The organism is Pseudomonas sp. IB20 (assembly GCF_009707325.1).
Classification (GTDB): Bacteria; Pseudomonadota; Gammaproteobacteria; order Pseudomonadales; family Pseudomonadaceae; genus Aquipseudomonas.
In genome coordinates this window covers 4,088,252-4,114,306 of the sequence record NZ_CP046103.1, presented here as the reverse complement: position 1 = coordinate 4,114,306, position 26,055 = coordinate 4,088,252, and the positions used below count along the sequence as shown (strand labels likewise).

Genomic DNA, 26,055 nt, shown 5'->3' with positions numbered 1-26,055 from the left:
ACAGGCACTATCTGACCTATTTTTAGACTTTGTTGGTCTTACATCTGTCTGTATCGACCTGGCTGCACTAAAGATTAACCAAAGGTGACGAAATGCCTGACTCCTCGCAACTGCTTATCGGCGCCGGCCCAGACGGCCAGCCCATCGCCCAGGCCATGCGCCTGGCCAACCGTCATGGGTTGATTGCCGGTGCCACCGGCACAGGTAAAACCGTCACGTTGCAGCGCCTGGCGGAGGCCTTCAGTGAGGCGGGCGTGGCCGTGTTCGCCGCTGATATCAAGGGCGACCTGTGTGGCCTGGGGGCTGCGGCCAACCCTCAAGGTAAAGTGGCCGAGCGCATCGCGGGCATGCCTTTCCTTAATTACACGGCGAAGGCTTATCCGGTAACGCTGTGGGATATTCACGGGCAATCCGGTCATCCGCTGCGCACCACCATCAGCGAAATGGGGCCGTTATTGCTGGGCAGTCTGTTGGAACTCACCGACAGCCAGCAGTCGGCGCTCTATGCCACCTTCAAGGTCGCGGACCGCGAAGGTCTATTGCTGCTGGACCTCAAAGATCTCAAGGCGTTGCTCAACCACTTGCGCTATCACCCGGAACTGCTGGGCGACGATGCCGCGCTGATGACCACCGGCTCCAGCCAGGCGCTGTTACGGCGCCTGGCCGTGCTTGAGCAGCAGGGCGCCGAGGCCTTGTTTGGCGAGCCGGCCCTGCAACTTGAAGATATTTTGCAGCCCGCCAGTGACGGTCGCGGGCGCATCCATCTGCTGGATGCCAGCCGCTTGGTGCATGAGGCGCCGAAAGTCTACGCGACCTTCTTGCTATGGCTGCTCGCAGAGCTGTTCGAACAGTTGCCTGAGCGTGGTGATGCTGACAAACCGCTCTTGGCGCTGTTCTTCGACGAGGCGCATTTGCTGTTCGCGGACACGCCCAAGGCTTTGCAGGATCGCTTGGAACAAGTGGTGCGCTTGATTCGCTCCAAAGGCGTCGGCGTGTACTTTGTCACGCAATCCCCAGGTGATTTGCCTGACACGGTCCTGGCGCAACTCGGCCTGCGTATTCAGCACGGCTTGCGGGCGTTCACCACGAAAGAGCAGAAATCCCTGCGCGCAGTGGCGGATGGTTTTCGGCCCAACCCGGCGTTTGATGCGTTGTCGGTGCTGACTGAACTGGGCACGGGTGAGGCGCTGGTGGGCACCTTGCAGGAAAAAGGCACGCCGGAAGTGGTCCAGCGCGTGCTGGTAGCGCCGCCGCAATCACGCATTGGGCCACTCAGTGAGGCCGAACGTGCCGCACTGATCGCCAGTTCGCCGTTGCAAGGGCGCTATGACAAGCCGATTGATCGTGAGTCAGCCTATGAAGTGCTGATGGCACGTAAGGAGCTGGGGCCGAGCGAAGAGGCCAAGCCCGCCGCCGAAGAGCCGAGCTTTACCGACAAGGCTGGCGCGTTTTTGGGCACTGCGGCCGGCAAGGCGCTTAAATCCGCGATGCAACAGGCCGCCAATCAGATGGGGCGTCAGTTGGTGCGGGGGTTGTTGGGCTCGTTGCTAGGCGGCAGCAAGCGCAAGTAGCGGTTCAGGCTTTGGGCTTGGCGTGGGCGGCCAACCGCTCTAGTGCTGCACGCAAGCCCGGATCGCTTATGCCGTCGGCCGTGGCCTGGATGGTTTCGGCCGCATTTACCGAGAGGTCTATGCTGTGACCCACTGCGCGTTGTGGCGCAGTGGGTGGCTGCACCTTGAACTGGATACGGGTCAATCTGGCAAACTCGTCAAATGCCATCAATTGCCGCAGCAGGCGTTTTTGCTGATAACGCAAACGGGTGGCCCAATGACCGTCGGTGACAATTAATAGAAGATTACCTTCGCGCCAGGACGCCACATGGCAATGTTCCCGCGCGGCAGGTTGCAGCTGGCTTTCTAAAAGGCGTTGCAAACGGCCCAGGCGCTGCGCGTGGCCGAAGATGGCTTTCAACGGTTTGGCTTCGCGGAGCAACACGCTTGGCGCGCGGGCTGTAAGAGGGCGAAATGCCATGTCTAGACACCTTAGGTAACAGAGCCGCCATCTTAGCAGAAAGCGCCTGTGTGCCCCCAGGCCATGCGTCAGCCAGCTTTGCCCATGAAATCAATAGGTAACTTCTGCGCTCCATGGGTTGAAGTTCCAGCAAAAGCCCTTATTTTAAACAAGCCCTCTCACAGCGCCATGCCAGCATCGAGGAACAACGCCACTTTCCTCACCCACGATTCCGGGTAGAATGCGCGTTCGCATGCGGCCGTGAGGGCTGCTCGGGCCACTCACGGTGCGCCCTCCATCCCTATGTGTGGAAGAACCTGCCGATATGTTTGCGCCTTTGTTAAAGAAACTTTTTGGAAGCAAGAATGAGCGCGAAGTTAAACGCATGCTCAAGACGGTGCAGCTGGTCAATGCCTTCGAAGAGCAGATGGTTGCCCTTTCGGACGAGCAATTGCGCGCCAAGACCGAAGAGTTCAAGGCCCGCATAGCCAAAGGTGAAACCCTCGACAAGCTGCTTCCCGAAGCCTTTGCGGTCGCCCGTGAAGCCGGTAAGCGTGTCATGGGCATGCGCCACTTCGACGTCCAGTTGATCGGCGGCATGACCTTGCATGAAGGCATGATTGCCGAAATGCGCACCGGTGAAGGCAAGACCCTGGTGGCAACCCTGGGTGTTTACCTCAACGCATTGTCCGGCAAGGGCGTGCACGTTGTGACGGTGAACGACTACCTGGCTCGCCGGGATGCCAACTGGATGCGTCCGCTGTATGAATTCCTCGGCCTGACCGTCGGCGTGGTAACGCCGTTCCAGCCGCCGGAAGAGAAACGCGCCGCCTACGCTTGCGACATTACCTACGGCACCAACAACGAATTCGGTTTCGACTACTTGCGCGACAACATGGCGTTCAGCATGGATGAGAAATTCCAGCGCGAACTCAACTTTGCCGTGATCGACGAAGTCGACTCCATCCTCATCGACGAAGCCCGTACCCCGCTGATCATCTCCGGCCAGGCCGAAGACAGCTCGCGTCTGTACACCGAGATCAACAAGTTGATCCCGCGTCTGGAGCAGCACATCGAGGAAGTGGAAGGCGTGGTGACCAAAGAAGGTCACTTCTCCATCGACGAGAAGACCCGCCAGGTCGAACTCAACGAAGCCGGTCACCAGTTCGTTGAAGACATGCTGACCCAGATCGGTGAGCTGGCCGAGGGTGAAAGCCTGTATTCGGCACACAACCTGGGCCTGTTGACCCACGTGTATGCCGGCCTGCGCGCCCACAAGCTGTTCCACCGCAACGTTGAATACATCGTCCAGGACGGCCAGGTCGTACTGGTTGACGAACACACCGGTCGTACCATGCCGGGTCGTCGTCTGTCCGAAGGCCTGCACCAGGCCATCGAAGCCAAGGAAGGGCTCAACATCCAGGCCGAAAGCCAGACGTTGGCGTCCACCACCTTCCAGAACTACTTCCGTCTGTACAACAAACTGTCCGGCATGACCGGTACGGCCGACACCGAAGCGTTCGAATTCCACCAGATCTACAGCCTGGCCGTGATGGTGATCCCACCGAACAAGCCGCTGGCGCGTAAAGACTTCAACGACCTGGTGTTCCTGACTGCCGAAGAGAAATACGCGGCAATCATCAACGACATCAAGGACGGCATGGCCCAGGGTCGTCCGATCCTGGTGGGTACCGCCACCATCGAAACTTCCGAGCACGTGTCCAACCTGCTCAACAAGGAAGGCATCGAGCACAAGGTCCTCAACGCCAAGTTCCACGAAAAAGAAGCCGAGATCATCGCCCAGGCCGGTCGCCCAGGCGCGCTGACCATCGCCACCAACATGGCCGGTCGTGGTACCGACATCCTGTTGGGCGGTAACTGGGAAGTGGAAGTGGCTTCGCTGGACAATCCGACCCCTGAGCAGATCGCCCAGATCAAGGCCGACTGGCAGAAACGCCACCAGGCAGTGCTGGAATCCGGCGGCCTGCAGGTGATCGCTTCCGAGCGTCACGAATCGCGCCGTATCGACAACCAGTTGCGTGGTCGTGCGGGTCGTCAGGGTGACGCCGGTTCCAGCCGCTTCTACCTGTCGCTGGAAGACAGCCTGATGCGTATCTTCGCCTCTGATCGGGTGAAGAACTTCATGAAAGCCCTGGGCATGCAGTCCGGTGAAGCGATCGAGCACCGCATGGTGACCAACGCCATCGAGAAAGCCCAGCGCAAGGTTGAAGGCCGCAACTTCGACATTCGTAAGCAACTGCTCGAGTTCGATGACGTCAACAACGAACAGCGTAAAGTGATTTATCACATGCGTAACACGTTGCTGGCCGCCGACAACATTGGCGAGACCATCGCTGATTTCCGTCAGGACGTGCTCAACGCCACCGTCAGCGCACATATTCCGCCACAGTCCCTGCCGGAACAGTGGGATGTTGCCGGTCTGGAAGCGGCATTGAAGAGCGACTTCGGTGTCGACTTGCCGGTTCAGCAGTGGCTGGACGAAGACGACCACCTGTACGAAGAGACGCTGCGCGAGAAGCTGATGACCGAGCTTCTGGCCGCATACAACGAGAAAGAAGAGCAGGCCAGTGCCGAAGCACTGCGCACCTTCGAGAAGCAAATCGTACTGCGCGTGCTGGACGACTTGTGGAAAGACCACCTGTCGACCATGGACCACTTGCGTCATGGTATCCACCTGCGTGGCTACGCCCAGAAGAACCCGAAGCAAGAGTACAAGCGCGAGTCGTTCACGCTGTTCTCAGAGCTGCTGGATTCGATCAAGCGCGATTCGATTCGCGTGCTGTCCCACGTTCAGGTGCGTCGCGAAGACCCGATCGAGGAAGAAGCTCGCCTGCGCCAGGAAGCCGAAGCACTGGCGGCCCGCATGCAGTTCCAGCACGACGAAGCGCCGGGCCTGGACGCGCCTGAAGTATTGGGCGAAGAGGTCGATGTGGCCTTGGCTCAAGCGCCGGTTCGCAATGATCAGAAGCTGGGCCGTAACGAGCTGTGCTGGTGCGGTTCGGGCAAGAAGTTCAAACACTGCCACGGCGAAATCAACTAAGATTTTTGCCTGACGCTGCAACACCCCGCGCCGCGACCGGCATCAGCCGTCGCGGCGTTTTGCCATTAATTCCCACCGTCGATAGCGACGGCACAGACATCACCTATTTTTAAGGAGCGCATTCATGGCTGTTGGTCTTGGTCCTTTGCCCACATTGCACCCGGTTGCCGGTTTTGAACTCGGTATCGCTTCGGCCGGCATCAAGCGCCCGGGGCGCAAGGATGTGGTGGTGATGCGCTGTGCCGAAGGCTCGACCGTCGCCGGTGTGTTCACCCTTAACGCGTTCTGCGCGGCGCCGGTAATCCTGGCCAAGCAACGCGTGGCCGGGCCGATTCGCTACTTGTTGACCAACACCGGCAACGCCAACGCCGGCACCGGCGAGCCAGGCCTGGTGGCCGCCGCGCGCACCTGCGCCAAGCTGGCTGCGCTTACTGGCGTGGACGCCAGCCAAGTGCTGCCGTACTCCACCGGCGTGATCGGTGAGCCGTTGCCGGTGGAAAAAATCGAAGGCGCCCTGCAAGCCGCACTGGATGACCTGTCTGTGGATAACTGGGCGGCTGCGGCCACCGGCATCATGACCACCGACACCCTGCCAAAAGGCGCGAGCCGTCAGTTTGTGCACGACGGCGTGACGGTCACCGTCACCGGCATCAGCAAAGGCGCGGGCATGATTCGCCCGAATATGGCCACCATGCTTGGCTACATCGCCACCGACGCCAAAGTCTCCCGTGACGTGCTGCAACGCCTGATGCTGGACGGCGCCAACAAGTCGTTCAACCGCATCACCATCGATGGCGATACCTCGACCAACGACTGCTGCATGCTGATCGCGACCGGCCAGGCCAACCTGCCGGAAATCACGTCCACCGAAGGCCCGCTGTTTGCGGCGCTGAAACAGGCGGTGTTCGAGGTGTGCATGGACGTGGCCCAGGCCATCGTGCGTGACGGCGAGGGCGCCACCAAGTTCGTCACGGTTGAAGTCAACGGCGGCGGCAATCACCAGGAATGCCTGGATGTGGGCTACACCGTGGCGCATTCGCCGCTGATCAAGACTGCACTGTTTGCCTCCGACCCGAACTGGGGTCGTATCCTCGCCGCGGTAGGCCGTGCCGGCGTGCCGGACCTGGACGTGAGCAAGATCGATGTGTTCCTCGGCGACGTGTGCATTGCCAGCCGTGGCGCCCGCGCCGAAACCTATACCGAAGCCCAGGGCTCGGCGGTGATGCAGCAAGAAGAAATCACCATCCGTATTGAGTTGGGTCGCGGTGAGTGCAGCGAAACCATCTGGACCACTGACCTGTCCCACGAGTACGTGAAGATCAATGCGGAATACCGCACCTGACAGCCAAGAGGATAAGTGCGGTGAAACGAGTGCATGTAGCAGCAGCGGTGATCCGCGGTGTCGATGGCAGGATCCTGCTGGCACGCCGCGCCGATACCCAACACCAGGGCGGCCTCTGGGAGTTTCCCGGTGGCAAGGTGGAGGCCGATGAATCGGTCGCTGCCGCGCTGTCTCGCGAGTTGCAGGAAGAACTGGGCATCCAGGTCACCACGGCGCGGCCGTTGATCAAGGTGCAACATGACTACCCGGACAAGCAGGTGTTGCTGGATGTCTGGGAAGTCTCGGCCTTTACCGGCGAGCCCCATGGTGCCGAAGGGCAACCGTTGGAATGGGTCGCCCCGCGGGACTTGATCAACTATGAGTTCCCCGCGGCGAATGCCCCGATCGTTGCGGCGGCGCGGTTACCGGCTGAGTACCTGATTACCCCTGGCGAGCTGGAAACCCCGGTGTTGCTGCGCGGTATTCAGAAAGCTGTTGCCGGTGGTATCAAGCTGATCCAGTTGCGTGCGCCTAATGGCTACGACCCGAAATACCGTGACCTGGCGGTGGATGCAGTGGGTTTGTGTGCTGGCAAGGCGCAGTTGATGCTCAAGGGCCCGTTCGAGTGGCTGGGAGATTTCCCGGCGGCCGGTTGGCACATGACGTCGGCTCAGCTGCGTAAATACGCGAGCAAGGGCCGGCCGTTGCCGAAGGATCGCTGGTTGGCGGCCTCATGCCACAATGCTGAAGAGCTGGCACTGGCGCAAATGATGGACGTGGATTTTGTCACGCTGTCGCCGGTGCAGCCGACCCAGACGCATCCTGATGCTCAGCCATTGGGTTGGGAGCAGTCGGCCGAGTTGATCCGTGGGTTCAGCAAGCCGGTGTTTCTGTTGGGCGGCGTTGGGCCGGCGGAGCGGGAACAGGCTTGGGAAGCTGGGGCTCAGGGTGTGGCAGGGATTCGGGCGTTCTGGCCGCAGGTTTGATGATCGTACCCACGCTCTACGTGGGAATGCAGCCGAGGACGCTCCGCGTCCCAAAGCGTGACGCGGAGCGTCACAAGAGGCATTCCCACGCAGAGCGTGGGAACGATCTTAGTGTGGCTTCGCTGCCGCCTGCCACAACACCTCAGCCACCCCCTGTCGCTTGGCAATCACCCGCGCCGCCACAAACAACAAATCCGACAACCGATTGATATACGCCAACCCCACGCCTTCCAGCGGTTCCAGCGTATTCAACTGCTGACACCGCCGTTCCGCACTGCGCGCCAGGCTGCGGCACACATGCGCCTGGGCAATCAGCGCTGAACCACCGGGCAAGATGAAGTTTTCCAACGGCCCGACTTCCTCGTTCCAGCGGTCAATCGCCGCTTCAAGCCGGTCGACTTCAGCCGCATTCAACGCCTTGTACACCGGCATCGCTAGCTCACCGCCCAGGTCGAACAGGCGATGTTGGCAAGGTGTGAGCACCTCAATCACATCGTTCAGTTGCGGATGTTTGCCGCTCTGCTCTTCAAGGTTGGCCAACAACAAGCCCAACTGGCTATTCAGCGTGTCCACCTCGCCAATGGCCTCCACCCGTGGGTGGTCCTTGGGCACGCGGCGGCCGTCGCCCAAGCCTGTTTCGCCTTTGTCGCCGGTACGCGTGTAGATTTTCGACAGGCGAAAGCCCATGGTCATTGCTCCAGTTGAGTCAGGTCAAAGGATGGTATTTGGCTGCCGGCCAGGGGCAGGCGCAGGGTGAAGCACGTGCCTTGGCCGAGGGTGGAGTGCACTTCCATCTGGCCTTTATGGTTATTGGTGATGATGAAATACGACACCGACAGCCCAAGCCCAGTGCCTTGGCCGATCTCCTTGGTGGTGAAAAACGGCTCGAAGGTGCGTTTGCGCACGTTTTCGCTCATGCCGATGCCGTTGTCTTCCACTTGGATCTCCGCCCACGGTGCATTGAGGCGTGTGCGCAAAATAATGCGTCCAGGCTCGCGGCCGTCTTCACGCAGGTGAATGGCTTGGGCAGCGTTTTTCAGCAAGTTGAGCAGCACCTGTTCCAGTTCGTTGGCGGTGCCGGGCACTGGGCCCAGTTGCGGGTCGAACTGGCGGATGATCGCCAGGCCCTTGAAGTCGAAGCCGACCGTGAGGTCGAAGTCGTTACCGGCAATTTCTACCGCTTGGTCGATCAGCGCCGGCAAATCGCACGGCGCCATCTGGCGATTACTGCGGCGGCTGAAACTGAGCATATGGGTGACGATCTTCGCCGCCCGCGCGCCGGCTTGCTGGATGCCGTCAAGCAGTTGCGGGACTTCGCGGCCTTGCAGGTAGCGGTTGACCGTATCGAGATCGATGCCCGACTGTTCGGCGTGTTCCAGGTTCTTCGGCAGGTCGGGGGACAGGCGGCGGCGGATGTTTTGCACGTTATGCAGGATCGCGCCCAACGGGTTATTGATCTCATGGGCCATGCCGGCCGCCAGGCCGCCGACGGAGAGCATTTTTTCTGACTGCACCATCATTTCTTCCAGGGACAGGCGCTGGGTGATGTCGTCGATACGGATCACCACGCCGCGCCCGGCGCCGCCCATCAACGGGTAGAACGTCAGGGCGTAATGCTTGGCCTCATCGTCCTTGAACCAGGTGACGCGCTCAATGCGTTCCACCGTGTGTCGCTCGACCGTGGCCTTGATTTGCGGCAGGTAGGGCTTGAGCGGTTGGAAGGCGAGGAAGATCGGCTGGTTCAGCGCTTCATCCAGGCGTGTACCGGAAAGCGCGCTGGCCTCCTGGTTCCACTGGGTGACGTAGAGCTGTTCGTCCAGGGCGATCAGGGCCGACGGCATCGAGTCGATAATGCTGTTCAGGTAGTTCTGAAACCCAGTGAGCTTTTTCTCGATCTTGCTGCGTACCTGGACTTCCAGTTCCAGCTTGCGGTTGGTGTGGCGTGTTTCCTCGGCCAGGCCCTGAGCCTGAGCGTAGGCGGCCTGGGAGTCGTCACGCGCACGCTTGAGTTGTTGCTCGCGGGCTTCGATGCGCGACAACATGGTGTTGAACGCTTCGGCCAAGCTGCCGATTTCATCGTGGTTGCCGCGCCCGGCGCGCAGGGCATAGTTTTCTTCGCGGGTGACCTGGCGCGAGAGTTCTTCCAGTTCGTGGATCGGGCGGGTGATCAGGCGTTTGATCTGCCGGGCGATGACCAGCCAGAGCAACACACTGAAAATCAGGATGCCGAGGCTCGCGGTCAGCGTGCCGGTATAGAACGCCACGGGCAGCTCACTGGTGGCCACCAGCAGCAGGTGCCCAGAAGGCTGGCCGGTGCGGGGCAGGGTGATGATCTGGTTACTGCGAAACTCGGTGACGCGCCAGGCCTCGATATGCCGGTAGTTTTCCGGCAACTGCAAACGGTTGCCGTGTTGCATCTGCGCCAGGCGGTTGCCTTCGCCGTCGTAAAGCGCGGCGGCGCGCAGCGGCGAATAGCTGGTCAGTTCATTGAGCAAGGCTTCGGCCTTGGCTGGGGATTCCAGGCCTTCAGCGGCAAGTGACGGGTTGGACACCAGACGCCCGATGGCCTGCAGCGCCTGGGGCGCCATGCTCTCCTGGGAAATCCAATAGGCGGCACTGATAAACGTCAGGTTGGCCACCAGCAATACGGTGGTCAACAACACCAGCAAGGCGGCCAGCAGTTTCTGCCCTACCGGTAGATTTTCAAGACGCTGGCGCAGTGGCATCAGGGTTTTCCCAGGTGATAGACAGGTAGGCAGGGTAGCGCGTGCCTCAGTTGCTGGCCAATCCGCGTGCACGTAAGTGGTCGATCAGCCGCGATTGCAGTTGTTGCAGGTGCGGCAGGACCAATTGGTGACGGGCGGCGGCCGAGCAGGCATAGCCCAGCAAGTAGCTGATTTCGGTGCGTCGGGCGTTCGCCACGTCCTGATACATGGACGAGTAGTTGGCCGCTGTGGCCTGGATCACCCGTTCCACTTCATTGTGCAGATCCTCGGCCGCCGCCGGCTGGCCGCAACATTCGAGTAACTCGCTTAATTCGGCGCACAAGGTGGCGACTTCACACTGATGATCCTGCAGGCCACCGTTGGGGCACTGGTACAGCACGGTCAGTGGGTTAATGGCGCAATTGAGGGCCAGTTTGCGCCACAGGCGCGTAAGAATGTCAGTGCTCCAGGCGTGGGGAATGCCGGCGGCGTGCAGGTCGTCCAGCCATAACGGTGGAGTAGGGTGGCCTGCATCGCCCAGCCAGGTGTAGCCGTGGCCGGCAAACACCACGCGCCAATCGCCATCGCGGAATGCGCCTTCGGTGCTGGAGGCAAAGATACAGCGGGCCTGGGGAAGCTGTGCGGCCACCGCGTCCTGGCTGCCGAGGCCATTTTGCAGCAGGATCAGTTCGGCATCCGGTACCAGCCGGTGTTGCAGCTGTGCGATGGCGCCTTGGGCGTCGTAGGCTTTGCACGCCACTAGCAGGCGATGAATCGGCTCAGGGCTGTCGGGCATTTCGCCGATCACCGGGTAGGTGTGTTCTACGCCTTGTTCGACCAGCGTCAGCCCAGGTCCTGCCTGGTAGCTGGCGAGGCGCGCAGCATCGCGCAAGATCAGTTTCACGGGCACGCCCGCGCGGGCCAGGCGGGTGGCCCAGAGTGTGCCCAGGCTGCCGGCGCCGAGAATGTGCCAGGTGGTCGACATCAGTTTATGCTCCGTGGGGTCGCTCACAGTGAACGGGACGAAAGAACCGCTATAATGCCTCGGCATTTTAGCTCGGGCGCGCTCCATCTCTACTGAGCCCGCCCCTTATATTGGAGAAATGACATGCCTTCGTTCGACGTGGTATCCGAACTGGACAAACACGAAGTCACCAACGCCGTCGAGAACGCCGTCAAGGAACTGGACCGCCGCTATGACTTGAAAGGCAAGGGCAGCTTCGAATTCAAGGAAAAGGAACTGACCGTCAACCTGACCGCTGAAGCCGATTTCCAGCTGGAAGCGATGATCGAAATCCTCAAGCTGTCGCTGGTCAAGCGCAAGATCGACGCGCAATGCCTTGAAATCAAGGATGCCTACGCCTCCGGCAAGCTGATGAAGCAGGAAGCGGTCCTCAAGGAAGGCATCGACAAAGAGTTGGCGAAGAAGATCGTTGCGCACATCAAGGACGCCAAGCTGAAAGTCCAGGCCGCCATCCAGGGTGAGCAGGTTCGCGTTACCGGCAAGAAGCGTGATGATTTGCAGGACGCGATCGCGGCCCTGCGCGCCAAGACCTTCGACATGCCGCTGCAGTTCAATAACTTCCGCGACTGATGGCACTTTGGGGAACCTGTAGACGTTTTTGACGTCCCACGCCCCAGAGTCTGTGCCTACACTTGAGCCCCACGGGGCTCATTTGCGTTTTCAGGCAGTCAATAAAGCCGCATATCCGCTAAATAGGAGAAGCTACATGGATTTAAACGCAGAAGTGGATCAACTGATCAAGACCTCGCAGTCATGGATCCCGATGATCATGGAATATGGCAGCCGGGTATTGCTGGCCGTTATCACCCTGGCCATCGGCTGGTGGTTGATCAACAAACTGACTCACAAGATGGGTCGTCTGTTGGCCATGCGTAACGCTGACCTGGCGCTTCAGAGCTTTGTTACCAGTATCGTGAACATCGTGCTCAAGATCATGCTGGTGATCAGCGTGACTTCGATGATTGGCGTGGAAACCACTTCGTTCGTTGCGGCTATCGCAGCTGCAGGCTTTGCCATCGGCATGGCGCTGCAAGGCAGCCTGACCAACTTTGCCGGTGGCGTACTGATTCTGTTGTTCCGCCCGTTCCGCATTGGTGACTGGATCGAAGCCCAGGGCACATCCGGTACGGTCGACAGCATTCAGATTTTCCACACCGTGCTGCGTACCGGCGACAACAAAACCGTGATCGTACCGAACGGCATCTTGTCCAACGGCATCATCACCAATACCAACCGTCAGCCGACCCGCAAGGTGGTGTTTGACGTAGGTGTAGACTACGAAGCCGACCTGCAGAAAGCCCGTGAAGTGCTGCTGGAACTGGCGAAAGACCCGCGCGTGCTAACAGATCCTGAGGCGGTGGCTGTGGTGTCGACCTTGGGCGACAGTTCGATCACCGTGTCTTTGCGCTGCTGGACCAAGACGTCGGATTATTGGGACGTGGTATTCATGCTTAATGAATTGGCGCGTGATCGCTTGAAAGGGGCGGGGATTGATATTCCGTTTCCACAGCGGGTTATTCGAGTAATGCAGGAACCAGCGGCCAAATAACTAAGCGGCAAGGGTTCGAACTTGGCCGATAGGTCAGGTTCGAGTCTGGCAGCTAATCTCGTTAGTTAGCTTGCTAGTTATTTTAAGCTGAAATAAAACTGCAATAAAAAAGCCGCTCCCTTTTAAACAGGGGAGCGGCTTTTTATTTAAGGCCGAGGCCTTAAGTCATCGTTGTAATCAAACAGCCAATTACAAGATGTTCAGCGGGTATTGCGCGATCAGACGCAGTTCGTCGAGAGAACCCGAGTAAACCTGATCAGACGAGCGATAGGTCGCTTGACGTACGCGCAGGCTCAGGTCTTTTGCCGGGCCGCTCTGGATCACGTATTTGGCTTCGATATCGCGTTCCCACTCTTTACCGTTGCTGGTGCTGGCGATGTTGGCGCCCGTACCTTTCACGTAGCGAGTCATGAAGCTCAGGCCAGGAATACCGAAGGTAGCCATGTTGAGGTCATAACGTGCCTGATAGGACTTCTCGCCTTCGGCGTTGAAGTCGGAACGGGCGATGGAGTTGGCCAGGAAGATCGTGCCGCCGCCGTCTACGCCGTAGGCGTATTGGCCGTCGCCGGTGACTTTCTGCGCTGCCAGGGTGAAGGTATGGGCGCCGACAGAGTAAGCACCCTGCAAGCTGAACGCACGGTTGTTGAGCTTGGTAGTGCTGTCTTTGTCGGAACGTACCAGGCCTGCGCCGTCGCTCTTGGTGTCGTATATGTTGAAGTCGACAGCCACGGATTGGTCATTGCTGAGCGCGTGGGTCCAGTTCACGTTGGCGTAGAGCTTCTTCCAGTAGTCTTCCACTTTGGAGTAGTAGAGGCTGGTGGTGATCTCTGGAGTCCAGGCGTAGACACCGCCCACGAAGTTGGCATCGCGCAGGCCAGTCTTCGTGCCAGGCTCAGAGCTCCCGATGCTGTCGCGGAAGCTTTTGTCCTGGGCAACGATCGATGTGAAGTGACCGGCTTCCAGTTTCAGGTCTTTGATCTCGCTGCTAGTGATGGAGATGCCTTGTGGCAACTCCGGAAGCAAACGGCTGTCATCGGAGGCGAACACTGGCGCGGTGGTGTATTGATCACCGACCTTCAGGACCGTATTGGAAATACGGAACTTGACGGCAGCGCCGCCTTTGGAATAGTCGTCCTGCGAACGACCGTCGGAACCCGTAGGGAACAGACCGGTACCGGCACGACCCTTGCCGCTGTCGAGTTTGACGCCCAGCAGGCCGATGACATCAACGCCGACACCGATGGTGCCTTGGGTGTAGCCCGAACTGAACAGACCGTGGAAGCCGAGACCGGTTTCTTCGTAACGGCTTTGCTTCGCATCGTGGTTACGGTAGTCACGGCTGAAGTACAGGGTACGAGTCAGAATGCTGGCTGTGCTGTCTTCAATAAAGCCCTTGGAATCATCTTGGGCGGACGCCATTGCGTACTGCGAGGTGCCTGCTGAAACAGCCAGGGCGATCATGCTCCACTTCATCACGCGCATCGTGATTTGCTCCTTTGGTTTTAGGAAGAGTACTGCCGTCCCACCTGTATTTTTATCTGGGCGGCTCTTTCTTTTTTGTGTCGGCGCAAAGTTATATCACGCAGACTCTATTGACGATACTTAGTCATCTATCCTTTCAGCTTCTTTACGAGGCTGTCGTAAATTGCTAGTTCCCTGTCGCAAATTCACAGCCCGAATGTAAACAGGCTGACAACTTAAGTGCTGCTTTCAGACCCCTTTCGAAGTTTGAACTCATCCTTGATAGGCACTCAAACGCTACTGTTTTTTATCGCGAAACACCTGCGTCCAAACGGGTGCCGTTGCCGACGATACGGGTGTGAATGCAACAAGCGTGCACAAAGCGGTAACCGAATGTCATTTTTTCGTGAAAAACGTTACGGCAGTGTAAAAACCTCATAAGCACGGGCTTTTTGCGTCGTTTGGTTTGGGCCTGGCGCTCACGTTTTACCGAGGCGGGGTCGTACACAAATCCTGTGCCTGTGCAAAACGTTACCGGTTGACCCTCATAGTGAGCGATCCCTTTGAGGCACAAGTGGGTCATTTTGGTGCGTTCCGCCCGGGCCCGATCTAGCGTAGCTCAAATATCCGACTGCCTCGAACGGGTGTGTTTTTTTATCGGGCCGCTTCAAAGCTCCCCGTATTCGCCGTGAAGCCTTGAGCATTCAAAGGTATGCTGGGCGCCTGAAACTGACTTGCCCGAACGGAGTGCCCGCGTGTTCGCCTTAGACCAACGCCTGCAACAAGACACACTGGCTATTGGAGACTTCCCGCTCTGCCGCCTGCTGCTGTCCAATGACGCGAATTACCCTTGGTTCATCCTGGTACCGCGCATAGACGGTATCAGTGAAGTGTTTCAACTGGATGTCGCAGATCAACAGATGCTGTGGCAAGAAACGACGGCCTTGGCACAACTGCTCAATGAGGGCCTAGCTGCCGACAAGATGAACATTGGCGCGCTGGGGAATGTCGTCAGCCAGTTGCATGTGCACGTGATTGTGCGCAAACGCGATGATGCCGCCTGGCCCGCACCGGTCTGGGGCAAACATCCGGCCCAGCCGTATACCGAAGAGCAAGTGGCGGCGATTCGCGCCCGACTGCGCGGGTTATTGCCAGCCCACTTCATCTTTACCCAGGACTGAGCCATGGACCTGCAAGACCGCGTCAACGACCTGGAAATGCGCCTGTCCTTCCAGGACGACACCATCGACACCCTAAATGCCATCCTCGTCGCTCAGCAGCGGGCGGTGGAGCGCCTGCAATTGCAGATGATGGCGCTGCTTAAGCGTCAGGAGGAAATGGGCGGCCAGTTCGAATCCTCCGAAGAAGAAGCGCCGCCGCCGCATTATTAAGTGCACGGCATAAAAAAACCGCGACCCAGCAGAGCTGGATCGCGGTTTTTTATTGCGCCGAGGGTGGGAATCAGCGACGCGGCAATGCCGCGATCACGTCTTCGGCTTGCAGGCCCTTGTCGCGGTTCATGACGGAGAACTCTACGCGCTGGCCTTCGACCAGAACGCGGTGACCTTCGCCGCGGATGGCCCGGAAATGGACGAAGATATCGTCGCCCGAATCGCGGGAAATAAAGCCGAAGCCTTTGGAAGTGTTGAACCACTTGACGGTCCCGGTATCCCGGTTGGTCATGTCGTAGTTTTGCGACGCAGCGGCGGGGGACGAACGGTAGAAGCTGATGGCCAGGTGAAGAACGATGGCGACCACAGCAATCACCAGGCTGAGCAGGATGGCCGGGTGGCCGCCGACTTCAGGCATCGGTGCGAGGAGGGTGAGGGTTTGAACGACAACGGTCAGTACCAGCAGCGCGCTGACCAGGTTTTGCAGTTGATGACGCGTGCCTTTGTTCCAGTAAGGGATCACCGGTGCCAGCGTCAGGTTAAGAAGGCCGAACAAGGCCAGGTACAGAGCGTCGTGTTGTTCCAGGTAGGGAGGGCTTCCCTGTTGCAAGCTCGGTATAAAGGACAGCAGCAACGCTGCAACGCCCGTTAGCAGGTGGACGATTTTCAACATTTTGATTAACTCACGTTTAGAAGGATCACAAGGAAGAGCTGACTGGCACGGTTCGCTTCTGAACAATGGGAGGCGTTGGGCACGTGCGCGGGTATCAGCCTATGTGGCGTGCCGCAGAAATAAACGGCCAACCACACAGCGCCTATTTAACAGCAAAGGCTGTGCCTACTCAAATCAAGCATTTCGGGGCGTTGCGAGCGCCATGGCATTTCTGCGTCAAACGCTTGTCCTAGACAGGTGCGGGCTTTTTTTGCGGCATTTTTGAGAATTTTCCTACTCTGTGAAAAGGCTTGCGCGCCGCCGTCAGGCGAGCCGCAGAGGGGCGATTTGCCGCATGCCAGCTGTGTGTGTCGGGCTGCACAGAGTCGGCACTCTTGCTAGAGTGGTCCTGCACCTGATCAATGAATGCTCGTCAATTGAAGGGGAAAAACATGGCAATCGATATTGGTATCAGTGAAGAAGATCGTAAATCCATCGTTGATGGGCTTTCGCGGCTGCTGTCCGATACCTATGTACTGTATTTGAAGACCCACAACTTCCATTGGAACGTCACGGGCCCCATGTTTCGTACGCTGCACTTGATGTTTGAAGAGCAGTACAACGAACTGGCGCTGGCGGTGGACTCCATTGCCGAGCGTATCCGCGCCCTGGGTTTCCCGGCGCCGGGCGCCTATTCGATCTATGCCCGCCTTTCTTCGATCAAAGAAGAAGAAGGTGTGCCCAGCGCTGAAGAGATGATCAAGCAGTTGGTGGCGGGCCAGGAAGCGGTGACGCGCACCGCACGTGGCATCTTCCCCTTGCTGGATAAGGTCAGCGATGAACCGACTGCCGATCTGCTGACCCAGCGTATGCAAGTTCATGAAAAAACCGCGTGGATGCTGCGTTCTCTGCTCGAAAACCAGTAAACCCGCGCCTGAGCGGCGCCGCCCTGGCGCCGCTCACTTGTTTCGCTGCACTTCCTGGCGTTGTCCTACGACTATCAGATCCCCGTCTTCTGGCTGCCCCGCGCTTCCTGCTGTTTTATAGACCCACTGTCCGATGGGAGAAACCCATGGGCTGCTGTTTGGCAATGGAGTGTCAGGTGTATGTCACGCGGAGTGGGTAATGGAGTGATGGAAACCTGTGGTTTTCATAAGATAAAGGTCGACCCCTTTGCAAAAGGGTTCGATATGGGACTGGCCAAGCCATTGTCCCGGTCGGTCAGGCTCAACGGGTTTTCCACCTGTCTGCGGCTCGAACAGATCTATTGGAATATCCTCACGGAGATAGCCAGGATCAATGCCTGCTCAGTCAGTGCGTTGCTGTCTTATGTCGATCGGGAAGTGCATTTGCGTTATGGGGGAGTGAAGAACTTCAGCGGGTTGGTCAGGGTGGTGTGCGTGGTTCACGTATTAAAAGCTCGCACTACCCCGACGAGCGCCGATTAATCCGGCGGTTGCGGAGCCGGCCTTGCGTCATGGCGGGCCGGCCCTGGGGTAGAAAGCCGGCTGCGCTGTGTCGATTTACCAGATATAATCCCGCGCTTTGCTACGCATCCCGGGCTTGCCCACAGGGCCGGCGTGGCGCAGTTAGATCTGATCGCCGAGACATCTCCATGCCCATGTACGACTATCAATGTGCTTCCTGTGGTCATCAGTTGGAAGCCATTCAGAAGATCAGCGCAGCGCCGCTGGTCGATTGCCCTGCCTGCCAGGCGCCTGAGCTGAAGAAGATGTTGTCCATGCCGGGCTTCCGCCTGAGTGGCAGCGGCTGGTACGAGACCGACTTCAAGACCGGCGCCAAGAAGAACCTGGCAGGCGGCGACAAAGCAGACTGAGTTGAACTCTACGCGCAGGCTCCTGCATTATCCGTCCCCTGCTTAACTGTACGGTGACGAGGCGAGCCTCCACCGAATTTCGAATTACGAGAAGTGAAACCACTACCATGATGCGCAGCCACTATTGCGGCCAACTGAACGAGACCCTGGAAGGTCAGGAAATCACCCTTTGCGGATGGGTTCACCGTCGCCGCGACCACGGCGGGGTGATTTTCCTCGATATCCGTGATCGTGATGGTCTGGCCCAGGTGGTGTTCGACCCGGACCGCGCTGAAAGCTTCGCCGCCGCCGACCGCGTGCGCAGCGAATACGTCGTGAAAATCACTGGCAAGGTTCGCCTGCGTCCGGCCGGTGCCGTGAACGCGAACATGGCTTCCGGCGCCATCGAAGTGCTGGGTTACGAGCTGGAAGTGCTGAACGAGTCGGAAACCCCGCCGTTCCCGCTCAACGAATATTCTGATGTGGGCGAAGAAACTCGCCTGCGCTACCGCTTCCTGGACCTGCGTCGCCCGGAAATGGCCGAGAAGCTGCGTCTGCGTTCGCGCATGACCACCAGCATCCGCCGCTTCCTCGACGAAAACGGCTTCCTCGACGTCGAAACGCCAATCCTCACCCGGGCCACCCCGGAAGGCGCGCGTGACTACCTGGTGCCGAGCCGTACCCACGCCGGTTCCTTCTTCGCCTTGCCGCAATCGCCGCAGCTGTTCAAGCAACTGCTGATGGTGGCCGGCTTCGACCGTTACTACCAGATCGCCAAGTGCTTCCGCGACGAAGACCTGCGCGCCGACCGCCAGCCTGAATTCACCCAGATCGACATCGAGACCAGCTTCCTCGATGAAAAAGAGATCATGGGCCTGACCGAACAAATGATCCGCAACCTGTTCAAGGAAGTGCTGGATCTGGAATTCGGCGAATTCCCGCACATGACCTTCGAAGAAGCCATGCGCCGCTACGGTTCCGACAAACCAGACCTGCGTAACCCGCTGGAACTGGTGGACGTGGCCGACCAGCTCAAAGAAGTCGATTTCAAGGTGTTCAGCGGCCCGGCCAATGACCCTAAATGCCGCATCGCCGCCCTGCGCGTGCCTGGCGGCGCGAGCATGCCGCGCAAGCAGATCGACGACTACACCAAGTTCGTCGGCATCTACGGTGCCAAGGGCCTGGCGTACATCAAGGTCAACGAGCGTGCGAACGGCGTTGATGGCCTGCAGTCCCCAATCGTGAAAAACATCCCGCTGGACAACCTGAACGCGATCCTCGATCGCGTCGGTGCGGTCGACGGCGACATCGTGTTCTTCGGCGCTGACAAAGCCAAGATCGTCAGCGAAGCCCTGGGCGCGCTGCGGATCAAGCTGGGCCACGACCTGGACCTGCTGACCTGCAAGTGGGCCCCGATGTGGGTCGTCGACTTCCCGATGTTCGAAGAGAACGACGACGGCAGCTTCAGCGCCTTGCACCACCCGTTCACTGCGCCGAAGTGCTCGCCTGAAGCGTTGGAAGCCAACCCGGCAGGCGCGCTGTCGCGTGCCTACGACATGGTGCTCAACGGCACCGAGCTGGGTGGCGGTTCGATCCGTATCCACCGCAAAGAGATGCAACAAGCGGTGTTCCGCCTGTTGGGCATCAACGAAGCGGAACAGGAAGAGAAGTTCGGCTTCCTGCTCGACGCCCTGAAGTACGGCGCACCGCCGCATGGTGGCCTGGCATTCGGCCTGGACCGTCTGGTGATGCTGATGACCGGCGCCCAGTCGATCCGTGAAGTGATCGCCTTCCCGAAAACCCAGAGTGCTGCGGACGTCATGACCCAGGCGCCGGGCGTGGTTGATGCCAAGGCGCTGCGCGAGCTGCACATCCGTCTGCGCGAGACGCCGAAGGCTGAGTAAGGCTGCTGCGTGAAAGCGCACTGAGGTTTACGCAGTCTAAAAAGGCGCATCTTCGGATGCGCCTTTGCGTTACAAGGGTTGTGCTTTTAAGAGAGAAGTCCTGCCTGGGGCGGGATTGTTAAGGTTTCTAGAGAATTTCGGAGTTGTGTTATGGCTGGCCATTCCAAGTGGGCGAACATCAAGCACCGCAAAGAGCGACAGGATGCCAAGAAAGGCAAGATCTTCACCAAGTGGATTCGCGAACTGACCGTCGCTGCCCGCCAGGGCGGCGGTGACCCGGGCTCCAACCCACGTCTGCGCCTGGCGCTGGACAAGGCGTTGGGCGCGAACATGAGCCGCGACATCATCGACCGCGCTGTGGCCCGTGGTGCCGGCGCGGCCGACACCGACGACATGGTCGAGCTGAGCTACGAAGGCTACGGCCCGGGCGGCGTGGCGGTGATGGTCGAGTGCATGACCGACAACCGCAACCGTACTGCCGCAGCCGTGCGCCATGCGTTCAGCAAATGCGGCGGTAACCTGGGCACCGACGGCTCGGTGGCTTACCTGTTCGAGCGCAAGGGGCAGATCTCCTTCGCACCCGGCGTGGATGAAGATGCGCTGATCGAAGCCGCAATGGAGGCAGATGCCGACGACGTGGTGACCAACGAAGACGGTTCCATCGACGTATTCACCTCGTTCGCAGGTTTCTACGCGGTGCGTAATGCCCTGGAAGCCGCCGGTTTCAAAGGCACTGACGCGGAAATCGTGATGCTGCCGACCACCAGCGCCGAGCTGGACCTGGACGGTGCGCAGAAAGTGCTAAAGATGCTCGATATGCTTGAAGACCTGGATGATGTGCAGAACGTTTATTCGAATGCCGACATTCCAGAAGAAGTGGCCGAACAGCTCTCTTAAGGGGCGCGCCGCTCCACTGTGTGAGCTGGTTTGGGTGGGTGTTGGCTTGCCTGCGATAGCGTCACCTCGGTTTGACAGAAGCACCGAGGTGTCTGCATCGCAGGCAAGCCAGCTCCCACAGTTGATTGATGTTGGCCGCAAGAATTGTGTTTTCCCTACTCCGCAGGCGTTATGACTTTAATCCTAGGTATCGACCCCGGTTCGCGCATCACCGGTTTTGGCGTGGTGCAACATACCCCGCGCGGCTGCGTTTACGTCGCCTCGGGCTGCATCCGCACCGGCGCGGGCGAGTTGGCCGAGCGCCTGCAGATCGTCTATCGCGGCGTGCGTGAAGTGATCCAGACCTACGGCCCGGTGACCATGGGCATCGAAAAAGTGTTCATGGCCAAAAACGCCGACTCCGCGTTGAAACTCGGCCAGGCGCGTGGCGCCGCCATCGTCGCCGGCGCGGAGGAGGGTATGGAAATCGCCGAATACACCGCGACCCAGGTCAAGCAGGCTGTGGTCGGCACCGGTGCGGCGAATAAGGAGCAGGTGCAGATGATGGTTATGCACATGCTCAAGCTCACCTCAAAACCGCAGATCGACGCCTCCGACGCCCTGGCCATTGCCATTTGCCATGCGCACACCCGCTCAAGCTTGCTGCCGCATGGCCTGGGCACGGCACGCAGTCGTGGCGGGCGGCTGCGTCTCTGATAGCATCAGCGCAATCGTTATTTCCGGTCAGGCCTTGTTCTGACCCTAAGCTTTAAGGATCTGAACCGTGATTGGACGCTTGCGCGGCACCCTGGCTGAGAAACAGCCGCCGCACCTGATTCTGGATGTAAATGGGTTGGGCTATGAGCTGGAAGTGCCCATGACCACCCTGTATCGCCTGCCGTCGGTCGGCGAGCCGCTGACCCTGCACACCCATCTGGTAGTGCGTGAAGATGCGCAATTGCTCTATGGTTTCATTGGCAAGCGTGATCGCGACTTCTTTCGCGAGCTGATTCGCCTCAATGGCGTGGGCCCCAAGCTCGCGCTGGCATTGATGTCGAGCCTGGAAGTGGATGAGTTGGTGCGCGCGGTTTCGGCCCAGGACACCTCGGCGTTGACCAAGGTGCCGGGCGTTGGCAAGAAAACTGCCGAGCGCCTGCTGGTGGAACTCAAGGACCGTTTCAAAGCCTGGGAAGTCGTGCCGAGCATGTTTGCCCTGGTGCCGAACCAGCCGGATATGCCGGCCGGCCAGGTCGCCAGCGCCGAAAGCGATGCGGTCAGCGCGTTGATCTCCCTGGGCTACAAGCCGCAGGAAGCGAGCAAAGCCGTATCGGCCATCAAGGATAAGAACCTGAGCAGCGAAGACATGATCCGCCGAGCCCTGAAGGGAATGATTTAAGTGATTGAAGCTGATCGTCTGATCGCGGCCACTGGCCCGCGCGACCGTGAAGAAGTCCAGGACCGGGCCATCCGCCCGCTGAGCCTGGCCGACTATATCGGCCAGCCTACCGTGCGTGAGCAAATGGAGTTGTTCATCCAGGCCGCGCGCGGGCGCAGCGAGTCCTTGGACCACACGTTGATCTTCGGCCCGCCGGGGCTGGGTAAAACCACCCTGGCAATGATTATCGCCAATGAAATGGGGGTGTCGATCAAGTCCACCTCCGGCCCGGTGCTGGAGCGTCCGGGGGACTTGGCGGCGTTGCTGACCAATCTTGAGCCGCACGACGTGCTGTTTATCGACGAAATCCATCGGCTGTCGCCCATCGTCGAGGAAGTGCTGTACCCCGCCATGGAAGACTTTCAGCTCGACATCATGATCGGCGAAGGCCCGGCGGCCCGCTCGATCAAGCTCGATTTGCCGCCCTTCACTCTGGTGGGGGCGACCACCCGCGCAGGCATGTTGACCAACCCGCTGCGAGACCGTTTCGGCATTGTTCAACGTCTAGAGTTCTATAGCACTGCGGATTTGGCCACCATCGTCAGCCGTTCGGCGAGCATCCTTGGCTTGCCCCTAGACCCGGACGGCGCGTTTGAAATCGCCCGCCGCGCCCGTGGTACGCCGCGGATCGCCAACCGTTTGTTACGGCGTGTGCGCGATTTTGCCGAGGTGCGGGCTAAGGGGCATATCACCAAGGCCGTGGCTGATCTGGCCTTGAACCTGCTGGATGTGGACGAACATGGCTTCGATCACCAGGATCGGCGTCTACTCTTGACCATGATCGAGAAGTTCGACGGCGGCCCGGTGGGCGTAGACAGCCTGGCGGCGGCGATCAGCGAGGAGCGCCACACGATTGAAGATGTGCTGGAGCCGTACCTGATCCAACAGGGTTACATCATGCGTACGCCAAGGGGGCGGGTGGTGACGCGCCATGCCTATTTGCACTTCGGGTTAAACATTCCGTCACGATTGGGTGAGATGCCTGTAGTAGACGAATTCCTCGATGCAGTGGACGATTAAAAAGGTCACGCCAGTCGATTTATCTGAGCTTTGTGCTGTCCTAGTGGCTGGTGTCGTCATTCAGTTGTTAGAAATGTGTCATAGGATCAAAAAACAGTTGCCCAGCCGGATTGGCAACCTGAGGAGTAAGCACTAGAGTATGCGCGCGCAAAACGGGGATCAGTCGTTCGCACATCGCTGTCGCGTTTATTACGAGGACACCGATGCTGGCGGCATCGTTTATTACGTCAACTACCTCAAGTTCATGGAGCGGGCTCGAACCGAGCGGCTACGGGAGCTGGGCTTTGCCCAATCCCAGCTGGCAGGGGAGGACCTGTTATTTGTCGTGCATTCCAGCGAGGCGCGCTACCACGCACCGGCGCGATTGGACGATGAATTGTTGGTCAGCGCTGAAGTAATCGAATTGAACCGTGTCAGCCTGCGCTTTAAACAGCAGGTCAGGCGGGCAACGGATGCAACGCTGCTCTGTGAGGGGCAGTTCCTGGTGGCCTGTGTGCGCACCAATAGTTTGAAACCCCGGGCCATTCCCGAAGCTCTACGTGCGGCCTTTGCCGGCGTAAGCGGCGCGGGTAAACAATCAAAGCAGGAGATTTAGCGTGGAACCTACCGTCGTCGACCATTCCTCCATGTGGAGCCTGGTCAGCAATGCCAGTGTTGTGGTTCAACTGGTGATGCTGATCCTGGTAGCCGCATCGGTTACCTCTTGGGTCATGATTTTTCAGCGCAGCAACCTGCTGCGTGCCGGTCGACGTGCCCTGGAGAGCTTCGAGGAGCGCTTCTGGTCGGGTATCGACCTGTCCAAGCTGTACCGCCAGGCCGGCAGCAACCCGGACCCTGATTCGGGCGTCGAGCAGATCTTTCGCGCCGGTTTCAAGGAATTCTCCCGCCTGCGTCAGCAACCGGGCGTTGACCCGGAAGCGGTCATGGAAGGCGTGGCCCGTGCCATGCGCGTCGCCATTTCCCGCGAAGAAGAGAAGCTTGAGCAAAGTTTGCCGTTCCTCGCCACCGTGGGTTCCGTCAGCCCGTACATCGGCTTGTTCGGTACTGTGTGGGGGATCATGAACTCCTTCCGCGGCCTGGCCCAGGCCCAGCAAGCGACCCTGGCCACCGTGGCCCCGGGTATCGCCGAAGCCCTGATCGCCACCGCGATCGGCTTGTTCGCCGCTATCCCGGCAGTAATCGCCTACAACCGTTTTGCCGCGCGCGGCGAGACTTTGATCAGCCGTTACTACACCTTCGCCGATGAATTCCAGGCGATCCTGCACCGTAAAGTGCACACCAGCGAAGAATAAGCAGGTAATTCCCAATGGCTTTAATCGCTCGAGCTCGCAAAAAGCGCAAGCCGGTCGCCGAGATGAACGTAGTGCCCTACATCGACGTGATGCTGGTGCTGCTGGTGATCTTTATGGTGACCGCGCCGATGCTCAATCAGGGCGTGAAAGTTGATTTGCCCAAGGTTTCCAGCGAAGCCTTGCCGCAAGACAACAACACTCAGGTCCTGACCATTTCGATCAAGGCTGACAAGACCTATTACTGGAACCTTGGCAGCGAAGTCGACACCCAGAAACAGCAGGACAAGGCCATGACCTTGCCGCAGATGACCGACGCCGTGACCAAGATCATCCGGTCCGGCAACGAAGGCGGCAAGCACACGCAAGTGTTCATTCGCGGCGACAAAGTGGTCGACTATGGCTCCGTCATGGGCGCCATGGGTGGGCTGCAGAAGGCCGGCGTGGGTAACGTTGGCTTGATTACCGAGGCGCCCTGATGCACCAACAGCGAGAGCCGTCCGCCTCGGAAAGCTTCTTCTGGCCTAGCGTCTGGGCAATTGCCCTGCACGTCCTGGTGTTTGGCATGCTGTTCGTCAGCTTTGCCATGACCCCGGACCTGCCGCCAGCCAAGCCGATCGTGCAGGCGACCCTGTATCAGCTGAAATCGAAAAGTCAGGCCACCACCCAGACCAATCAGAAGATTGCGGGTGAGGCCCAGAAGTCGGCTGCGCGCCAGACTGAAGTCGAGCAGATGGAACAGAAGAAGGTCGAGCAGGAAGCGGTGAAGGCTGCTGCGGAACAAAAGAAAGAAGAGGCGGCTCAAAAGGCCGAGGAATCGAAAAAGGCTGACGAAGCCAAGAAAGCTGACGAGGCGAAAAAGGCTGATGAAGCCAAGAAAGCCGACAAAGCTGCCGAAGCTAAAAAAGCCGAAGAGAAACAATTGGCTGATATAGCCAAGAAGAAGTCTGAAGAAGAAGCCAAAAAAGCGGCCGAAGAAGAGGCCAAGAAAAAGGCCGCTGAAGACGCCAAGAAAAAGATAGTCGAAGACGCGAAGAAAAAAGCCGCCGAAGACGCCAAGAAAAAAGCTGAAGCAGACGAGGCGAAGAAGAAAGTCGCCGACGACGCGAAGAAGAAAGCTGCCGCCGACGCCAGCAAGAAAAAGGCCCAGGAAGCAGCACGTAAATCCGCCGAAGAGAAAAAGGCCCAGGCCTTGGCAGATTTGCTCTCCGACACGCCGCAGCGTCAGCAAGCCTTGGCAGATGAACGTGGTGATGAAGTCGCGGGCAGTTTCGACGATCTGATTCGGGCACGGGCAGCGGAAGGCTGGACACGTCCACCTTCGGCACGCAAAGGCATGACAGTAGTGCTGCAGATCGGCATGTTGCCGGACGGTACGGTGACTTCGGTCAGCGTGGCCAAGTCCAGTGGTGACGGTTCGTTCGACAGTTCGGCGGTTGCCGCGGTCAAGAACATTGGCCGGTTGACCGAGATGCAGGGAATGAAACCAAGCGACTTCGCTCCCTATCGTTCATTCAAGATGACATTCACACCTGAGGATCTAGCCTTGTGAGAA

The 26,055-nt window shown here is 59.0% G+C and carries 26 protein-coding genes; 20 read left to right on the top strand and 6 right to left on the bottom strand.

The features are described 5' to 3' along the window. Positions 1-92 precede the first annotated feature (92 nt). Positions 93-1,571, top strand: coding sequence for a helicase HerA-like domain-containing protein (locus GJU48_RS19180; RefSeq protein WP_094952420.1), 1,479 nt, complete (start codon positions 93-95; stop codon positions 1,569-1,571). 4 nt (positions 1,572-1,575) lie between these two features. Here GJU48_RS19180 and GJU48_RS19175 read toward each other — a convergent pair whose 3' ends face one another. Further along, complete coding sequence (locus GJU48_RS19175) at positions 1,576-2,031, bottom strand: DUF721 domain-containing protein (protein WP_094952421.1); 456 nt, start codon at positions 2,029-2,031, stop codon at positions 1,576-1,578. A 304-nt stretch (positions 2,032-2,335) separates the two neighbouring features. Between GJU48_RS19175 and secA the strand changes: the two genes are divergently transcribed. From secA to GJU48_RS19160, 3 genes are all read left to right on the top strand, one after another. Further along, positions 2,336-5,071: a preprotein translocase subunit SecA gene (gene secA / locus GJU48_RS19170; protein WP_094952422.1), complete on the top strand. Its 2,736-nt coding sequence runs from the start codon at positions 2,336-2,338 to the stop codon at positions 5,069-5,071. Positions 5,072-5,195: 124 nt separating this feature from the next. Next, positions 5,196-6,413, top strand: a complete 1,218-nt coding sequence (gene argJ / locus GJU48_RS19165) for a bifunctional glutamate N-acetyltransferase/amino-acid acetyltransferase ArgJ (protein ID WP_094952423.1) — start codon at positions 5,196-5,198, stop codon at positions 6,411-6,413. 20 nt (positions 6,414-6,433) lie between these two features. Further along, entirely contained in the window at positions 6,434-7,378 is a 945-nt protein-coding gene (locus GJU48_RS19160) for a Nudix family hydrolase (RefSeq protein WP_094952424.1), read from the top strand. A gap of 108 nt (positions 7,379-7,486) precedes the next feature. On the opposite strand, the gene GJU48_RS19155 is transcribed toward GJU48_RS19160, so the two are convergent. Genes GJU48_RS19155 through GJU48_RS19145 form a run of 3 tightly spaced genes read right to left on the bottom strand, consistent with a single transcriptional unit; the run spans position 7,487 to position 11,068 of the window. Further along, positions 7,487-8,065, bottom strand: coding sequence for a cob(I)yrinic acid a,c-diamide adenosyltransferase (locus GJU48_RS19155; RefSeq protein WP_094952425.1), 579 nt, complete (start codon positions 8,063-8,065; stop codon positions 7,487-7,489). A 2-nt stretch (positions 8,066-8,067) separates the two neighbouring features. Beyond that, positions 8,068-10,104 (bottom strand): sensor histidine kinase, encoded by a 2,037-nt coding sequence (locus tag GJU48_RS19150; protein WP_094952426.1) that lies wholly within the window; start codon positions 10,102-10,104, stop codon positions 8,068-8,070. 46 nt (positions 10,105-10,150) lie between these two features. Beyond that, entirely contained in the window at positions 10,151-11,068 is a 918-nt protein-coding gene (locus GJU48_RS19145) for a putative 2-dehydropantoate 2-reductase (RefSeq protein ID WP_094952427.1), read from the bottom strand. A 123-nt stretch (positions 11,069-11,191) separates the two neighbouring features. Between GJU48_RS19145 and GJU48_RS19140 the strand changes: the two genes are divergently transcribed. Together GJU48_RS19140 and GJU48_RS19135 are read left to right on the top strand one after the other, a co-directional pair. Then, positions 11,192-11,677 (top strand): YajQ family cyclic di-GMP-binding protein, encoded by a 486-nt coding sequence (locus GJU48_RS19140; protein ID WP_053135814.1) that lies wholly within the window; start codon positions 11,192-11,194, stop codon positions 11,675-11,677. A 136-nt stretch (positions 11,678-11,813) separates the two neighbouring features. Next, positions 11,814-12,656, top strand: coding sequence for a mechanosensitive ion channel family protein (locus tag GJU48_RS19135; RefSeq protein ID WP_094952428.1), 843 nt, complete (start codon positions 11,814-11,816; stop codon positions 12,654-12,656). A 189-nt stretch (positions 12,657-12,845) separates the two neighbouring features. Here the strand turns inward: GJU48_RS19135 and GJU48_RS19130 are convergent, their stop codons facing one another. Next, positions 12,846-14,138, bottom strand: coding sequence for an OprD family porin (locus tag GJU48_RS19130; protein ID WP_094952429.1), 1,293 nt, complete (start codon positions 14,136-14,138; stop codon positions 12,846-12,848). A gap of 734 nt (positions 14,139-14,872) precedes the next feature. Between GJU48_RS19130 and GJU48_RS19125 the strand changes: the two genes are divergently transcribed. After that, positions 14,873-15,298 carry an HIT domain-containing protein gene (locus tag GJU48_RS19125; protein WP_094952500.1) on the top strand — a complete coding sequence of 142 codons (426 nt, stop codon included), beginning with the start codon at positions 14,873-14,875 and terminating at the stop codon, positions 15,296-15,298. A 3-nt stretch (positions 15,299-15,301) separates the two neighbouring features. Next, on the top strand, positions 15,302-15,508 hold the full coding sequence (locus GJU48_RS19120) for a SlyX family protein (RefSeq protein WP_094952499.1): 207 nt from the start codon (positions 15,302-15,304) through the stop codon (positions 15,506-15,508). A 70-nt stretch (positions 15,509-15,578) separates the two neighbouring features. On the opposite strand, the gene GJU48_RS25510 is transcribed toward GJU48_RS19120, so the two are convergent. Further along, positions 15,579-16,181, bottom strand: a complete 603-nt coding sequence (locus GJU48_RS25510; protein WP_083356990.1) for a cold-shock protein — start codon at positions 16,179-16,181, stop codon at positions 15,579-15,581. 431 nt (positions 16,182-16,612) lie between these two features. Here GJU48_RS25510 and GJU48_RS19110 point away from each other — a divergent pair, with 431 nt between their 5' ends. The 12 genes from GJU48_RS19110 (at position 16,613) to tolA (ending at position 26,052) form a co-directional block, all read left to right on the top strand. Next, entirely contained in the window at positions 16,613-17,086 is a 474-nt protein-coding gene (locus GJU48_RS19110) for a Dps family protein (protein ID WP_003193874.1), read from the top strand. Between the two features lie 180 nt (positions 17,087-17,266). After that, positions 17,267-17,608: a ribbon-helix-helix domain-containing protein gene (locus GJU48_RS19105; protein WP_094952498.1), complete on the top strand. Its 342-nt coding sequence runs from the start codon at positions 17,267-17,269 to the stop codon at positions 17,606-17,608. Between the two features lie 167 nt (positions 17,609-17,775). Continuing rightward, a complete protein-coding gene (locus GJU48_RS19100; RefSeq protein WP_003193872.1) occupies positions 17,776-17,997 on the top strand; it encodes an FmdB family zinc ribbon protein in 222 nt (73 codons plus the stop codon). Between the two features lie 107 nt (positions 17,998-18,104). Further along, positions 18,105-19,880 (top strand): aspartate--tRNA ligase, encoded by a 1,776-nt coding sequence (gene aspS, locus GJU48_RS19095; protein WP_094952497.1) that lies wholly within the window; start codon positions 18,105-18,107, stop codon positions 19,878-19,880. Between the two features lie 150 nt (positions 19,881-20,030). After that, the gene (locus GJU48_RS19090) at positions 20,031-20,777 is read left to right on the top strand and encodes a YebC/PmpR family DNA-binding transcriptional regulator (RefSeq protein ID WP_094952496.1); all 747 of its coding nucleotides are present in this window, start codon (positions 20,031-20,033) and stop codon (positions 20,775-20,777) included. 171 nt (positions 20,778-20,948) lie between these two features. Next, positions 20,949-21,473, top strand: a complete 525-nt coding sequence (ruvC, locus tag GJU48_RS19085; protein WP_024077147.1) for a crossover junction endodeoxyribonuclease RuvC — start codon at positions 20,949-20,951, stop codon at positions 21,471-21,473. Positions 21,474-21,540: 67 nt separating this feature from the next. Then, a complete protein-coding gene (gene ruvA, locus GJU48_RS19080; RefSeq protein ID WP_025854761.1) occupies positions 21,541-22,152 on the top strand; it encodes a Holliday junction branch migration protein RuvA in 612 nt (203 codons plus the stop codon). Then, the gene (gene ruvB / locus GJU48_RS19075) at positions 22,153-23,211 is read left to right on the top strand and encodes a Holliday junction branch migration DNA helicase RuvB (protein ID WP_094952494.1); all 1,059 of its coding nucleotides are present in this window, start codon (positions 22,153-22,155) and stop codon (positions 23,209-23,211) included. 139 nt (positions 23,212-23,350) lie between these two features. Beyond that, positions 23,351-23,806, top strand: a complete 456-nt coding sequence (gene ybgC / locus GJU48_RS19070) for a tol-pal system-associated acyl-CoA thioesterase (protein WP_071484353.1) — start codon at positions 23,351-23,353, stop codon at positions 23,804-23,806. 1 nt (position 23,807) lies between these two features. Beyond that, on the top strand, positions 23,808-24,503 hold the full coding sequence (gene tolQ, locus GJU48_RS19065; protein WP_048727035.1) for a protein TolQ: 696 nt from the start codon (positions 23,808-23,810) through the stop codon (positions 24,501-24,503). A gap of 23 nt (positions 24,504-24,526) precedes the next feature. After that, positions 24,527-24,979 (top strand): protein TolR, encoded by a 453-nt coding sequence (gene tolR / locus GJU48_RS19060; RefSeq protein WP_161630238.1) that lies wholly within the window; start codon positions 24,527-24,529, stop codon positions 24,977-24,979. Beyond that, complete coding sequence (tolA, locus tag GJU48_RS19055; RefSeq protein ID WP_083356996.1) at positions 24,979-26,052, top strand: cell envelope integrity protein TolA; 1,074 nt, start codon at positions 24,979-24,981, stop codon at positions 26,050-26,052. Before tolR ends, tolA begins: the two co-directional genes overlap by 1 nt. Positions 26,053-26,055 lie beyond the last annotated feature (3 nt).

Coding starts and splice junctions, on each gene's coding strand:
- GJU48_RS19180 (WP_094952420.1), top strand. CDS start 93: ATGCCTGACTCCTCGCAACTGCTTATCGGCGCCGGCCCAGACGGCCAG.
- GJU48_RS19175 (WP_094952421.1), bottom strand. CDS start 2,031: ATGGCATTTCGCCCTCTTACAGCCCGCGCGCCAAGCGTGTTGCTCCGC.
- secA (WP_094952422.1), top strand. CDS start 2,336: ATGTTTGCGCCTTTGTTAAAGAAACTTTTTGGAAGCAAGAATGAGCGC.
- argJ (WP_094952423.1), top strand. CDS start 5,196: ATGGCTGTTGGTCTTGGTCCTTTGCCCACATTGCACCCGGTTGCCGGT.
- GJU48_RS19155 (WP_094952425.1), bottom strand. CDS start 8,065: ATGGGCTTTCGCCTGTCGAAAATCTACACGCGTACCGGCGACAAAGGC.
- GJU48_RS19150 (WP_094952426.1), bottom strand. CDS start 10,104: ATGCCACTGCGCCAGCGTCTTGAAAATCTACCGGTAGGGCAGAAACTG.
- GJU48_RS19145 (WP_094952427.1), bottom strand. CDS start 11,068: ATGTCGACCACCTGGCACATTCTCGGCGCCGGCAGCCTGGGCACACTC.
- GJU48_RS19140 (WP_053135814.1), top strand. CDS start 11,192: ATGCCTTCGTTCGACGTGGTATCCGAACTGGACAAACACGAAGTCACC.
- GJU48_RS19135 (WP_094952428.1), top strand. CDS start 11,814: ATGGATTTAAACGCAGAAGTGGATCAACTGATCAAGACCTCGCAGTCA.
- GJU48_RS19130 (WP_094952429.1), bottom strand. CDS start 14,138: ATGCGCGTGATGAAGTGGAGCATGATCGCCCTGGCTGTTTCAGCAGGC.
- GJU48_RS19120 (WP_094952499.1), top strand. CDS start 15,302: ATGGACCTGCAAGACCGCGTCAACGACCTGGAAATGCGCCTGTCCTTC.
- GJU48_RS25510 (WP_083356990.1), bottom strand. CDS start 16,181: ATGTTGAAAATCGTCCACCTGCTAACGGGCGTTGCAGCGTTGCTGCTG.
- GJU48_RS19110 (WP_003193874.1), top strand. CDS start 16,613: ATGGCAATCGATATTGGTATCAGTGAAGAAGATCGTAAATCCATCGTT.
- GJU48_RS19105 (WP_094952498.1), top strand. CDS start 17,267: ATGTCACGCGGAGTGGGTAATGGAGTGATGGAAACCTGTGGTTTTCAT.
- GJU48_RS19100 (WP_003193872.1), top strand. CDS start 17,776: ATGCCCATGTACGACTATCAATGTGCTTCCTGTGGTCATCAGTTGGAA.
- aspS (WP_094952497.1), top strand. CDS start 18,105: ATGATGCGCAGCCACTATTGCGGCCAACTGAACGAGACCCTGGAAGGT.
- GJU48_RS19090 (WP_094952496.1), top strand. CDS start 20,031: ATGGCTGGCCATTCCAAGTGGGCGAACATCAAGCACCGCAAAGAGCGA.
- ruvC (WP_024077147.1), top strand. CDS start 20,949: ATGACTTTAATCCTAGGTATCGACCCCGGTTCGCGCATCACCGGTTTT.
- ybgC (WP_071484353.1), top strand. CDS start 23,351: ATGCGCGCGCAAAACGGGGATCAGTCGTTCGCACATCGCTGTCGCGTT.
- tolA (WP_083356996.1), top strand. CDS start 24,979: ATGCACCAACAGCGAGAGCCGTCCGCCTCGGAAAGCTTCTTCTGGCCT.